General features: G+C 43.9%; 16 protein-coding genes. 7 read left to right on the top strand and 9 right to left on the bottom strand.

Translation table 11 applies throughout. The features are described from left to right. Positions 1 to 2: 2 nt before the first annotated feature. Positions 3 to 935: a hypothetical protein gene (locus DW640_RS17035; RefSeq protein ID WP_074859089.1), complete on the bottom strand. Its 933-nt coding sequence runs from the start codon at positions 933 to 935 to the stop codon at positions 3 to 5. After that, the gene (locus DW640_RS17030; RefSeq protein ID WP_074859140.1) at positions 916 to 1,878 is read right to left on the bottom strand and encodes a stage II sporulation protein M; all 963 of its coding nucleotides are present in this window, start codon (positions 1,876 to 1,878) and stop codon (positions 916 to 918) included. Before DW640_RS17030 ends, DW640_RS17035 begins: the two co-directional genes overlap by 20 nt. A 100-nt stretch (positions 1,879 to 1,978) precedes the next feature. Between DW640_RS17030 and DW640_RS17025 the strand changes: the two genes are divergently transcribed. Further along, positions 1,979 to 2,704, top strand: a complete 726-nt coding sequence (locus DW640_RS17025; protein ID WP_074859085.1) for an RDD family protein — start codon at positions 1,979 to 1,981, stop codon at positions 2,702 to 2,704. Between the two features lie 9 nt (positions 2,705 to 2,713). Here the strand turns inward: DW640_RS17025 and DW640_RS17020 are convergent, their stop codons facing one another. The 5 genes from DW640_RS17020 to dnaE all read right to left on the bottom strand — a co-directional run bounded on the left by DW640_RS17020 (position 2,714) and on the right by dnaE (position 8,843). After that, complete coding sequence (locus DW640_RS17020; protein ID WP_008759610.1) at positions 2,714 to 3,319, bottom strand: DsbA family protein; 606 nt, start codon at positions 3,317 to 3,319, stop codon at positions 2,714 to 2,716. A gap of 302 nt (positions 3,320 to 3,621) precedes the next feature. Continuing rightward, positions 3,622 to 4,116 (bottom strand): GNAT family N-acetyltransferase, encoded by a 495-nt coding sequence (locus tag DW640_RS17015; RefSeq protein WP_016268649.1) that lies wholly within the window; start codon positions 4,114 to 4,116, stop codon positions 3,622 to 3,624. A 161-nt stretch (positions 4,117 to 4,277) separates the two neighbouring features. Beyond that, a complete protein-coding gene (locus tag DW640_RS17010; RefSeq protein ID WP_008759609.1) occupies positions 4,278 to 4,613 on the bottom strand; it encodes a hypothetical protein in 336 nt (111 codons plus the stop codon). 43 nt (positions 4,614 to 4,656) lie between these two features. Continuing rightward, positions 4,657 to 4,971: a thioredoxin gene (gene trxA, locus DW640_RS17005; RefSeq protein ID WP_008759608.1), complete on the bottom strand. Its 315-nt coding sequence runs from the start codon at positions 4,969 to 4,971 to the stop codon at positions 4,657 to 4,659. Between the two features lie 68 nt (positions 4,972 to 5,039). Further along, complete coding sequence (dnaE, locus tag DW640_RS17000) at positions 5,040 to 8,843, bottom strand: DNA polymerase III subunit alpha (protein WP_008759607.1); 3,804 nt, start codon at positions 8,841 to 8,843, stop codon at positions 5,040 to 5,042. A gap of 161 nt (positions 8,844 to 9,004) precedes the next feature. Here dnaE and DW640_RS16995 point away from each other — a divergent pair, with 161 nt between their 5' ends. The 3 genes from DW640_RS16995 to DW640_RS16985 all read left to right on the top strand — a co-directional run bounded on the left by DW640_RS16995 (position 9,005) and on the right by DW640_RS16985 (position 10,775). Continuing rightward, positions 9,005 to 9,691 (top strand): phosphatidylserine decarboxylase family protein, encoded by a 687-nt coding sequence (locus DW640_RS16995; RefSeq protein WP_008759606.1) that lies wholly within the window; start codon positions 9,005 to 9,007, stop codon positions 9,689 to 9,691. A 10-nt stretch (positions 9,692 to 9,701) separates the two neighbouring features. After that, positions 9,702 to 10,409 carry a CDP-diacylglycerol--serine O-phosphatidyltransferase gene (gene pssA / locus DW640_RS16990; protein ID WP_008759605.1) on the top strand — a complete coding sequence of 236 codons (708 nt, stop codon included), beginning with the start codon at positions 9,702 to 9,704 and terminating at the stop codon, positions 10,407 to 10,409. A gap of 66 nt (positions 10,410 to 10,475) precedes the next feature. Continuing rightward, positions 10,476 to 10,775, top strand: a complete 300-nt coding sequence (locus tag DW640_RS16985) for a DUF4834 family protein (RefSeq protein ID WP_008759604.1) — start codon at positions 10,476 to 10,478, stop codon at positions 10,773 to 10,775. A 54-nt stretch (positions 10,776 to 10,829) separates the two neighbouring features. Here DW640_RS16985 and DW640_RS16980 read toward each other — a convergent pair whose 3' ends face one another. Both DW640_RS16980 and DW640_RS16975 read right to left on the bottom strand, forming a co-directional pair. After that, positions 10,830 to 11,270: a nucleoside deaminase gene (locus DW640_RS16980; protein ID WP_008759603.1), complete on the bottom strand. Its 441-nt coding sequence runs from the start codon at positions 11,268 to 11,270 to the stop codon at positions 10,830 to 10,832. A gap of 2 nt (positions 11,271 to 11,272) precedes the next feature. Beyond that, a complete protein-coding gene (locus DW640_RS16975) occupies positions 11,273 to 11,506 on the bottom strand; it encodes a hypothetical protein (protein ID WP_008759602.1) in 234 nt (77 codons plus the stop codon). 67 nt (positions 11,507 to 11,573) lie between these two features. On the opposite strand from DW640_RS16975, the gene DW640_RS16970 reads away from it, so the two are divergent. From DW640_RS16970 to DW640_RS16960, 3 genes are read left to right on the top strand one after another with little or no spacing between them, the layout of a single operon-like run. Continuing rightward, complete coding sequence (locus DW640_RS16970; protein WP_008764002.1) at positions 11,574 to 11,939, top strand: YraN family protein; 366 nt, start codon at positions 11,574 to 11,576, stop codon at positions 11,937 to 11,939. Positions 11,940 to 11,989: 50 nt separating this feature from the next. After that, positions 11,990 to 12,346, top strand: a complete 357-nt coding sequence (locus DW640_RS16965) for an MmcQ/YjbR family DNA-binding protein (protein WP_117578740.1) — start codon at positions 11,990 to 11,992, stop codon at positions 12,344 to 12,346. Next, positions 12,330 to 13,094 carry a biotin--[acetyl-CoA-carboxylase] ligase gene (locus DW640_RS16960; protein WP_187323705.1) on the top strand — a complete coding sequence of 255 codons (765 nt, stop codon included), beginning with the start codon at positions 12,330 to 12,332 and terminating at the stop codon, positions 13,092 to 13,094. The genes DW640_RS16965 and DW640_RS16960 overlap by 17 nt, the downstream gene beginning before the upstream one ends. Positions 13,095 to 13,122 lie beyond the last annotated feature (28 nt).

Below are 13,122 nucleotides of genomic sequence, written 5' to 3'. Positions count from 1 at the left end.
GTTTAGAGGTTATCGAAATTATCAATATCGCTCTCTACAGTTACACTATCTACCACTTCGGAAGCATGACCGTACTGGTAGGCCATTCCGACAAAAGTGAAAATCATGGAAAGATAAGCGCCGAACGCCTGTACAATACCAAGCAGATAAAGGATAAAACTATATCCTGCCGATACTGTCGTCTCGCTTCCGACATCACTTAATGAGAAGAAATATTTCACCAGCGTAGCGATATACCACGGCATCATAGTTACTCCCTGCAATACATTAGCAATAAATCCCATGATCAGAGATATCAAGAAGACACCTCCCCAAGTGGCAAAACCCAGCCGGAATGTCTTTTTGAAAGACTCCATCACTGTAATATCTTCAAACAGGTAGATAGGCGCCCATAATGCAAGCGGCACTACAAAAGCGATAAGAAGCGGAATGGTCAGAAACAAGGTGAATAGTGACAGAAACGCCAGCAGCCCTACCACAAGCCCCACCAAAAGCATGACTAAGATGGAGAAAAGGGTCATTACAAGCAATCTCTTGATATTGCGGAACAATAAAGGCTTCAAAATACCCAACGTGATTCCCTCCAAGCGTTCTTCACGTTCATTATAAGTACGGATCAATGCATAGATCATGGAGGTCAGCAAAATACTGCCTATCATAAATACAATCATATACAGACCGTAATAGGACATAAATCCCAATAAAGATGCAGTATCCGGCACCGTCGCAGTCTTGGACATAGCAGTCATGGCAAACGCTCCTCCCATCAGTCCGTTCAGACTTAATGCCTGAATAAGGCTTACAGGCAAAAGCAGATAAGTCGTAAACTTCAACAGTATTTTCCAATTCTCTTTTATGAAGTCAAAAGAAGCGTTCAACTTATCACCGAAAGAACGTTTCACGTACATTGCAACCTTAGGTTTCTGTGATTCCATGTTTTTTTCTATTTGGTAAATAAATATAGTAAAAGATGATAAATGCAAGGGATGTAAGGATGATGCCGAGCCTCAGCATATCCGGAAGTTCGGTGTGACGGGTGATAAAGCCTTCGATAAATCCCGCCATGATAAACACGGGCACCGTACCGATTACAATCTTCAACCCTCTTTTCGCTCCTCTGCGGAAAGATTCGAGTCTCGAATAGGTGCCGGGAAACAACCAGCCGTTGCCCAAAGCAAGTCCGGCAGCACCGGCTACGATGATCGCCCATATTTCAAGAGTTCCGTGCAGCCAGACGGCAAGTGCCGACTCCCAAAGCAGGTCGTGCTGATAAAAGAACATCTGAAATGAACCGAGCATAATTCCATTCTGAAGAAGTATAAGCCCCGTACCAAAACTGGTCAGTATCCCCGCGGCAAAACACAGGAAGGATACTTTTATATTATTGATTGTAATGCCCAGAAACATCGAAGCTTCGGGAGAGCCATTGTATACTGCCATCGGCTCACCTCTGGCAATATTGTCCAATGTCATATCTACGTATTGGTTGCCCATTATCAAACGCACAAACTCCTGATCATTGGCGGCAGATACTGCCCCGATCAACGCACTGACGGCAAAGATGATAAAAGAGATCAGTAACTCACGCCGCGCATCATGCATGGTCTGCGGCACTTCCCGTGTCCAGAAAGTGATAATGCGTGTCCATTTCTCACGCTTGCTCCGATAGATTTCATTATGCAGGGCTGAAGCGAGATTATTCAAATAAATGGTAATGCGGGAAGTCGGGAAATGGGTCTGTGCAAAAGCCAGGTCGGCAGTCAGTTCCGTATAGGTGTCGGCAAGTTGGTCAGGGGACAGGTTTGCAGCCTGTTCCACCACCTTTTCGGTCCCTTTCCATTTTTCAATGTTCCGACGGATAAACGTAACTTCCTTCATGCTTTTCAGAGATTTCGGATAAGTTTTGTCCGAAACCGGAAGCAAAAGTAAAAGAATTATGATATATTTGCAACTTAAATCTAAAAATGTTTAACCAAGAATGGCAGAATCTACGATTATTACCGGTCAGTTTGTTCGAATCAGCCAAACGCCCGCCAGTATCGGCGAACGATTGCTGGCTTTGGTCATCGATTATTCCCTGATTGTGATTTATCTATATTCTATGACGACACTCATTGTTAAACTGCATTTATCCTCCGGAGTCGGTACGGTCTTTTTTCTGTGCCTCGTCTATTTGCCTGTACTTTTTTACTCGTTCCTCTGCGAAATGTTCAATCACGGGCAGAGTTTCGGAAAACGTCTGATGAATATACGCGTCGTAAAATCAGACGGTTCTACTCCCAGCATCAGTGCTTATCTGCTGCGCTGGCTTCTCTTCATCATTGATGGTCCCGGTACAGGAGGTTTAGGGCTTTTAGTCGTTCTGCTGACTAAAAACAGTCAGAGACTGGGTGATTTAGCAGCCGGAACGATGGTGATCAAAGAGAAGAATTATCGCAAGATACACGTCAGCCTCGATGAATTTGACTATCTGACAAAGAATTATCATCCGACGTATCCACAATCTGCCGATTTATCATTGGAACAGGTGAACGTAATCACCCGAACGCTGGAGTCCGGTGAAAAGGATCGGGTAAGGCGCGTTACGTTACTCGCCAAAAAGGTGCAGGAAATCTTATCTGTTACTCCACGAGAGAATAATCAGGAGAAGTTCCTCCAAACGGTACTTCGGGATTATCAGTATTATGCATTGGAGGAAATCTAAAATAAGAACTTACACAACACGTATATACACTACCGTCTTCCCAATCCCATATTTCTGAATAACTCCCTTTTCAATGAAAAGATTCAATTGCCGTATAGCCTGTGTTTTATTCATTCCGGTGATAGCACAATAATCTGCCCGATTGATACAAGGATGTTTCTCCAAAAAGTCCTGCAATCTTTTCAGACATTCTTCTTCTGATATGTTCATATTGGAACGCGTAGGGGAAGATATTCGTTCTAAATCCATTTTAGAGTTCAGTTCTCTCTTATATGTTTGCTTTACCTTTAATTTGATATTTTTCAGATGGACAGATGGAGAGCGCACTTCTTTTCTGTCAGTGATTTCTTTCTCCAAAGAGAGGGTCAGAGAAAAATGCCCCAAATCTCCAAACTCCACAATATATCCTCTGGACAACAGCGTCTGCAACTCGTCGGTGATAGCTTCCACTGCTCCAACTAATTGCGCATGAGGAATATGGTGCATCATGGATACCCGCTCCACAAACTCTTTGGTTGTATATGTTCCGCTTGGCACTACTCGTGCATGCAGTAACTTCTGTTCTTCGGTACCCTCTTTATCCGGATTCTCATAAAGGTCGTAATAAATGCTCATAAGAATAATTTTATGTTTGGCTGTTAATAACTTATCTGTTACTATTTAAGCAATTAGTCGTTTGCTTGGTTATTTTCTTTCGTTGCACTTAGGTGCAACGAAAGAGTCACCTACGTGCAACAATTGAAGCACCAAGGTGCTTCAATTATCAGACCTTAGTGATACGCAATAAAACAACGAACAAAGATACTAAAAATCTGAAAGCCCCGAAACTATTTCCCACATGGGTATTTAATAAAATAAGTAGATAGCAGGTACAGTGTATTCTGAGGAACACAGACTGAATTTTACAGCAATGGAAATTACGGATTAATAAAAGCTTTGTGGTTGCTTTTTAATATTCTCTTATACTCCATACTGTACATATCAAATCCTTCCGCCCAATAATTCTTTTTAATGTCATTCAAAACAAACCCTTGTTTTTCATAGAATCTATAGGCTACTTGTGAAGTCCTAACGGTTATCTTTTCAACACTGGAGATAGATTCCAGCACTTCAATTCTATGTTTCAACAGCTTTGTTCCTAATGATTTACCTTGAAAGGCGGGATGTATCATATCCCAACTTATTTTCCCTATAGTGCCGTTTTCTGCAAAATTTATTCCTCCACACCCAACGATTTCTCCATCAACGAGTAAAACATAGTATTGTTCTATTTCTTCATCCAAATATTTGCTTAAATCATTCGCCTCCTCTTCTGCGAAAAAATCGGGAGTATTCAGCTTGATTAAACTCATTATAGCATCTTTATCTGTTGGCAGATATTCTCTAATTATAATTGATTCGTTGTACTTCATAAAGTGTTTTATTTAAAACTATAGAACAAAGGTACTGCCAATTTACTTGGCAGGAAATACCGGAAAGCGAAAACATAAGGATGGAAAAAGAAATAGCCTGAAAGACGCGAATCTTTCAGGCTATATTCCTTTCATTTATCTACAGTGGTGACTAGCGACAATTAGTCCACCTGCCCCAGAGAGTTTCCATATTCCATTTCTCCCTGAACCACAAAAAGGATTTCTTCGGGATCATATTCTCCCATTTCGTCCTTCTTGGCTTCTTTCACGATGTAAGCTACGACCTCTTCCAAGTCAATGTTTACGTAGCCGTCGTTATCGGGCTGAGCGTCAAGAATGCCACTTTCTGAATAGTACTCGTCTATCAGATCGAGAAAATAGTACAGTTCATCGTCCTCGAACTTCTCTTTCAGTTCCTGAGGCAGATAGTTCTTGATAAACTCGACGGTCTTTTCGTCATCGGCATCTTCTAATAAAAAATCATCTTCCAGTCCCATGGTTGTAAGTATTAAGTAATAAGTATTAAATATTAGACAAAGTCTAGAGAAGGTTCTTCACTTTTTCCACGAATACCGGTTTGGCGACTGCGCCTACCTGCTTGTCTACAATCTCACCATTCTTGAAGAACAAAACAGTAGGAATGTTGCGGATACCGTATTCGGCAGCCACATCGCTGTTATCATCCACATCGCATTTACCGATGATGACTTGTCCTTCAAACTCCGCGGCCAATTCTTCAATAATAGGAGCCACCATTTTACAAGGGCCACACCAGGGAGCCCAAAAATCCACCACAACAGGCTTTCCTTCTGCAAGGATTTCCTTATAGTTGCTGTCTGTAATTTCTAAAGCCATTTCTTTTTAAGTATTAAGTATTAATTATTATGTATTACTTCGTTTGTAGATTTGCGCTACAAAGATAATCAATTTATACGGAATCCAAGTTCGGGGCGCTCCTTTAAATATGTTATTAAATCTCTGCCTACCGAAAGCTTGACCGGACGGGAAATCAGATCGACCGACATACGGCTGTCCGTATCATCCGTCACCTTGAAGTAGAGTTCCGTATTGCCGGGATGTTCTTTGGTCAAAGTGGCCAGCTCGGTAATAAGTCCCGAATTTAACACTGACAGAGGAATGATAATGGTGATCTTCTGCACCAGTTCTTCTTTCACATCGGGCAGAAGTTCCATTGAAGTGATCTTGACTTCCAGTTCGTCCTGCCGCCATTGCTTGGCCTGACAACGGGCTTTGATATACAGGAACGTGCCTTCATTCAGATATCCCTGATAAGTCACCCAGTCATTTCCCCAGAAAGGTATTTCCGTAGAGCCCGAATAATCTTCGATCTTGGCAATGCCATACGGATTGCCATTCTTGCTGACTCCACGACGGACACTGGTCACAATGCCACCCATTGTAATCTCCCGGCCTGCCAAAGCCGCCTTATCTTCCAAATCTGCCATACGGGTATTGCAGACGTGATCCAGCACAATCGCGAACTCATCCAGCGGATGGGCGGAAAGGTAGATACCTACCAGGTCGCGTTCCTTGTTCAGACGTTCGAGGTCGCCCCAGCGCTCTACTCCCTGAGGTATTTCGGGGGTGGCGATATCGACGACATTCGCTCCGCCGAACAATGAATTGATGGCAGCTCTTTTGTCTTCCTGATAGCGGTTACCGTATCGCATTAAGGTTTCGAGGAATACTTCGCCCTTAGAGTTGACGGCAAAGTACTGCTCCCGCTTCAATTCGGGGAAACTGTCGAAACCTCCCGCCAACGCCAGACATTCCATATTCTTTTTATTGCAGGCATTCAGATTGACACGTTGTACGAAATCAAAGATACCTTTGAATGGTCCGTTGGTATTACGTTCTTCTACAATGCTTTGCACGGCAGCTTCGCCTACGCCTTTCACCGCTCCCAGTCCGAAACGGATATTACCGTCGTGGTTGACAGTAAACTTCAGGTTACTCTCATTCACATCCGGACCGAGCGTCTGGATACCCATTGCCTTGCATTCGTCCATCAGCTTCGTGATATCGGTAATGTTGGACAAACTTCGGCTCATGACAGCCGCCATGTATTCCGACGGGTAGTTTGCTTTCAGATAGGCTGTCTGATAAGCTACCCATGAGTAGCAAGTAGCGTGCGATTTGTTGAACGCATAAGAGGCAAACTTTTCCCAGTCGGTCCAAATCTTTTCAAGTACTTTCGGGTCATGCCCGTTCTTGCGTCCGCCTTCGATAAACTTAGGCTTCATGTGATCCAGCTTATCACGCAGCTTCTTACCCATCGCTTTACGAAGGGCATCGGACTCACCACGGGTAAAGTCCGCCAGCAGACGTGACAAAAGCATCACCTGTTCCTGATAGACCGTAATGCCATACGTATCTTTCAGATATTTCTCCATCACCGGAATGTCATATTCAATCGGCTTACGGCCATGCTTACGGTCGATGAAGTCCGGAATATAATCCATCGGCCCCGGACGATAGAGGGCATTCATGGCGATCAAATCTTCGAAGGTAGAAGGCTGCAATTCGCGCAGGTACTTCTGCATTCCGGCAGATTCAAACTGGAACGTTCCGATGGTACGTCCGTCACTATATAATTTGTAAGTTGCCGGATCGGTAATATCGATCTGGTCTACGTCTATCTCCAGACTACGACTCAGACGGATATTCTCAACCGCCTCCTTAATAATAGACAATGTTTTCAATCCGAGGAAGTCCATCTTGATCAATCCGGTATCCTCGATCACCGAACCTTCATACTGGGTAACGAGCATCTTTTCGCCCGTTTCCTTATCGTCGGCCGTACTTACAGGCACCCAGTCGGTGATGTCGTCACGACAGATAATCGTACCGCAAGCATGCACACCGGTACCACGAACATTACCTTCAAGCATTTTGGCATACTTAAGAGTGTCTCGCACCAACGGGTCGGACGATGCCTCAGCCGCTTGCAGTTCGGGGACGTATTCGATGGCATTCCGCAGGTTCAGCTTCTTATCGGGGATTTTATCCGGCACCAGCTTTGCCAGACGGTCGGACTCCGAGAGAGGAAGTTTCTGTACACGGGCAACGTCTTTGATAGCCAGTTTGGTAGCCATCGTACCATACGTGATGATATGCGCTACTTTTTCCTGACCATATTTATTGGTTACCCAGCGAAGCACTTCACCACGACCGTCGTCATCGAAGTCCACATCGATATCGGGCAACGAAATACGGTCCGGATTCAAGAAACGCTCGAACAGCAAGTCGTATTGGATAGGGTCGATCTTGGTGATACCCAGACAGTAAGCCACTGCCGAACCGGCAGCCGAACCACGTCCGGGCCCTACCGATACGCCCAGTTCCGAGCGTGCGGCATTGATAAAGTCCTGCACTATCAAGAAGTATCCGGGGAAACCCATCGTTTTCATGATGTACAACTCGAAGTTGAGCCGTTCTTTCACTTCTTCCGACAAAGGGTCGCCATATATTCTTTTCGCACCGTCAAATGCTAACTTTGCCAGATAGTCGCCTTCAAGTTTGATACGATACAGTTTCTCATATCCCCCCAGACGTTTGATCTTGGCCTGTCCTTCCTCTTCGCTCAGCACCACATTACCATTTTCGTCCTGTGTAAACTCATCGAACAGGTCTTTCTCCGTATATTTGGCACGATATCCTTCTTCTGTTCCGAAGTCTTCAGGAATAGCGAAGGTAGGCATGATAGGTGCATGGTCAATCGAATAATATTCGACTTTATCTAGAATTTCCAGCGTATTGCTCAGTGCCTCGGGAACATCTGCAAAGAGTTCATTCATCTCTTCACGGGTCTTCATCCATTCCTGTTTGGTATATAGCATACGGCTAGGGTCATCCAAGTCTTTACCCGTACTCAGGCAGATCAAACGGTCGTGTGCCTCGGCATTCTCTTCATCCACAAAGTGAACGTCGTTGGTGCAGATCAGCTTGATATTATACTTCCGGGCATACTCCTGCAAGTATTTGTTCACATTTACCTGTAGCGGATAACATTCATGATTGGCACGGGGTACAGTCGCCTTATGACGCTGCATCTCCAGATAGTAGTCATCACCAAACAGGTTCTTATACCATTGGATCGCTTCTTCGGCTTCGGCAAACTGCCCTGCGGTAATACGCTTCGGCACCTCGCCACCCAGACACGCCGAGCAGACAATCAGACCTTCGTGATACTTCTCCAGCTCACTGCGGTCGGTACGCGGACGCATATAGTACCCGCGCGTCCACGCGTGCGATACTAATTTAATAAGGTTATGATAACCTTTCTCATTCTTGGCAAGTACAATCAGGTGATAACCGCTTTGGTCCGGCTTCCCTTCTTTCAAGTCCATCGTACGGCGGGCGACGTACATCTCACAACCGATAATCGGTTTAAAGAGCTTGTTCTCCGCCTCCACGATCTTCGCCTTGCAGGCAGCTATCTCCGCCTCCTTATCCTCACACTCCACTGTGCCGGCTTCAATCCCTGCAATCCGCTTCTTCAGATCCTTGATTTCCCCTTTCGGACCGCTATTCTTCTTATTGACATAGTTCGTAAATTCCTTGATGCCGAACATATTTCCATGATCGGTCACGGCAATACCCTTCATCCCATTTTTCATGGCTTTATCTACCAGACGGGCGACACTTGCCTGACCATCCAGTAGAGAATATTGCGTATGAACGTGTAAATGAACGAAATCCTGCATAATGATAAGTAGTTAATTTGAAGGCATAAAATTACTACCTCCCGCGTTATAAACAAAAATAATCCTCAAAAAGTTATCAACACTCGCATTTCTCTGCTCATTTACTTGCTGTTTTTTTAAAATAAGTATATTTTTGCACACAATATCATTAAACAGCATTCATGGGCCGACTAAAGAAATTAAAAAAGATACGTATTCACCGCGAAGGAACACATATATTATGGGCTAGCTTTCTGCTACTGCTACTGATTAATGCGGCCCTTTATTGGGGAATAGATTGCAAAATTCCTTTTTATGTGGTTGCAGTAGCCAGTATTGCAGTATATCTGCTGATGGTTAACTTCTTCCGCTGTCCGATCCGACTTTTCGGAAAGGATACAGAAAAGATAGTCGTCGCTCCTGCTGACGGCAAAATCGTAGTCATTGAAGAAGTGGACGAAAACGAATACTTCCATGACCGCCGGTTGATGATCTCTATCTTCATGAGCATCGTTAACGTACATGCCAACTGGTATCCGGTGGACGGCACCATTAAAAAGGTAGCCCACCACAACGGTAACTTCATGAAAGCATGGTTGCCTAAAGCCAGTACGGAGAACGAACGTTCTACCGTAGTCATAGAAACTCCGGAAGGAGTGGAAGTGCTGACCCGACAAATCGCCGGAGCCGTGGCACGACGCATTGTCACCTACGCAGAAGTAGGAGAAGAATGCTATATCGACGAACACATGGGCTTTATCAAATTCGGTTCCCGTGTGGATGTATATCTGCCCCTCGGCACGGAAGTCTGTGTCAACATGGGACAATTAACGACCGGTAACCAGACGGTTATCGCCAAACTTAAATAATTCGGTCACAATGACAAATGTTATAAAGAACAATATTCCGAATACAGTAACCTGCCTGAACCTTTTCTCCGGTTGTATCGCTTGTGTCATGGCTTTCGAAGCCCGTTATGACCTAGCACTGCTTTTTATTGTTCTGAGTGCAGTCTTCGATTTTTTCGATGGCATGCTGGCTCGTATTCTCAATGCACACTCAATCATCGGAAAAGACTTGGATTCACTTGCAGATGATGTCAGCTTCGGTGTGGCTCCCTCACTGATTGTATTCTCCTTATTTAAAGAGATGTACTATCCGGCAAATATGGAATTTCTTGCTCCTTACCTGCCATACGCAGCCTTTTTGATTTCCGTATTCTCAGCGTTACGACTGGCTAAATTCAATAATGATACCCGGCAGACCAGTTCTTTCGTAGGTCTTCCTGTTCCGGCAAACGCCTTATTCTGGGGATCGTTCGTAGTAGGGGCGCATGACTTCCTCGTTTCCGAGAACTGCCATCCTGTCTACCTTATTTTATTGGTTTGTCTGTTTTCGTGGTTGCTGGTGTCAGAGATACCGATGTTCTCGCTGAAATTCAAGAATCTTTCATGGAATACAAATAAAATCAGTTTCATTTTCTTGATTGTATGTATCCCATTCCTTGTTTTCTTAGGTATCAGCAGCTTCGCAGCGATCATTGTCTGGTATATTTTACTTTCACTTTTTACAAGAAAAAGTAAATAAACAATCTCTTGGCACGTTTGTTGTACTATGAGTTTTATCGAAGTTACAACATAAAATCATAGCCCAATGCATATACTTTTATTCTTACTTCTTTTTCTAGCTGCCATTGTCATATTTGGCCTTTCGATTGTCGGATTTGTATTAAGAGCCATTTTCGGGCTTGGCCGTGGTTCGTCTTCCCGGACGAAGCAGGCAAGGAGTGGACAAAATGGCCAGCAGCAAGGTCGTCCCAACTATAACCAGAACACGGACAGCCGTGCCGATAACGAAGGGGAAATCTTTGCTGAAAACAGTCCAAGAACCAAACATAAGAAAATATTCACTCAGGATGACGGTGAATATGTAGATTTCGAGGAAGTAAAATAATATAATATAGAAAGTGGTTAGTAACGTGTAGTCAGCAACTTACTAATCACTGTTTCATCTTCTCTTAGAAGCGAAAAAGTCCTTCATCAATGTGGCACATTCATCTGCAAGGATCCCTTTTACAACGACCGTTTTAGGATGCAGCGCCTGAGCCGCATATCGCTGATATCCACGCTTATCATCTTCCGCACCAAAAACCAGTTTGCCGGTCTGTGCCCAAGCAATGGCACCGGCACACATCACACAGGGTTCTACTGTAACATACAGCGTACACTCGTTCAGGTACTTTCCGCCAAGTACATTGGCGGCAGCAGTGATAGCCTGCATTTCAGCATGGGCTGTCACATCATTCAATGTTTCTGTCAGGTTATGGGCACGGGCTATGATCCGTTCTTTGCAGACAACCACTGCCCCTACAGGGACTTCGCCCCGCTCTGCAGCCTTGCCGGCTTCTATCAATGCCTGTTTCATGAAGTAAGTATCGTCCAGTGTCATCATCAGCGTCTCATGTCATGTTCTCCGAAGAGGGTGGGATAATCTTCTTCCATATTTTTATGGATAAACATGAGAATGGTTTCGCGAAGCCAGCGTGACTTATTCGTTATCTTGTATTTTTCCAGATAACGATCGACAATCAGCTGCTCGTCTTCGCTCAACAAAATGCTCATCCGCCGTTCCCGTTTGGTATACTCAGCGTGCATTTTCAGGCACTTTTTGCTCCTTTTTCTCATATCTTCTGCAAAATTACTTTTACTTCTGTAAAAACAAAGAATAAAAGCTGTAAATTTGCAAAAAAAGATGGCTGAACACAATGAATTAGGGAAAGCAGGAGAAAATGCCGCAGTAGCCTATCTCGAAGAGCATGGTTATCTTATCCGACACCGGAACTGGAGAAAGGGACACTTCGAGCTGGACATCGTAGCCGCCAAAGAGAATGAACTGGTGATAGTAGAAGTGAAAACACGCAGTAATACTTTGTTTGCCCAACCGGAAGAAGCCGTCGATTTACCAAAGATTAAACGGACAGTACGTGCTGCCGACGCATATATGAAACTATTTCAGATTGACGTTCCGGTACGTTTCGATATCATCACTGTCATTGGCGAGAACGGAAATTTCAGAATAGACCATATAAAGGAAGCTTTTTATCCTCCTTTATTTTAATAGGAAACAAGTATTTTAACTAAGAGCAAAAACATAAAATCGAAAGACTTATGAATGTAGAAACGATCAGGGAATACTGCTTAAGTAAAAAAGGGGTTACCGAATCATTCCCGTTTGATGATGTATCGCTGGTTATGAAGGTGATGGACAAAATGTTTGCCCTCATCGACTTGGAAGGAGCCAACTCCATCTCACTGAAATGCGATCCGAAACGTGCCATTGAACTGCGCGAACATTATGCAGGCATTGAAGGAGCCTACCATTTCAACAAAAAATATTGGAATGGCGTTTACTTCGATAGAGACGTAGACGATAAATTAATAAAGGAACTCGTCGATCATTCTTACGAGGAAGTTATCAAGAAATTCACTAAGAAACTGCGTGCTGAATATGATGCCCTCCCCTGATATGTCATTTCCTGTCCCATTGATTCACATCAGTGAGACAAACTCTACAAACAGTTATCTGCAGACTCTTTGTGCCAAGCAACAGGGAGTTGCAGCATTTACGACTGTAGTTGCCGACTTCCAGACATCCGGACGTGGGCAACGTGGCAATTCGTGGGAATCTGAACCCAAAAAGAATCTTCTTTTCAGTTTTGTTCTTTTCCCGGATTTCTTGGAAGCACGCCGGCAGTTCTTGATTTCTCAGATTGTGTCTTTGGCTATTAAAGAGGAACTAGATAGCTATGCTGACGATTTTTCCATCAAATGGCCGAATGATATCTACTGGAAAGACAAAAAAATATGTGGGATGCTGATCGAAAATGATTTGATGGGGCGTAATATCAGTCAGAGTATTTCCGGAATCGGGATCAATGTGAATCAAGAAGTATTCCATAGTACTGCTCCAAATCCGATATCGCTCCGGCAAATCACAGGAAAGCAGTATGACATTTTCGAAATTCTCAAAAATATCATGCTCCGCATTCAATCCAGTTATGAATTGCTCCGGAACGGTGACACTGAACTCATAGCCCACCGATATGAAAAAGCTCTTTTCAGAAAAGAAGGGATGCATCGGTATAAAGATGCTGATGGAGAGTTCTTTGCGAGAATTATTTGCGTAGAACCCGAAGGGAAGCTAATTCTGGAAGATGATGCGCAGAAAAAAAGAGGATATATGTTTAAAGAAGTAGAATACATCTTTAAATAAAAGCCTCTATTGTTTCAAAAAACATTAT

The sequence above is a fragment of the Bacteroides sp. AM23-12 genome, assembly GCF_003434395.1.
Taxonomy (GTDB): domain Bacteria; phylum Bacteroidota; class Bacteroidia; order Bacteroidales; family Bacteroidaceae; genus Bacteroides; species Bacteroides thetaiotaomicron.
This window is presented reverse-complemented; position numbering and strand designations above follow the sequence as displayed.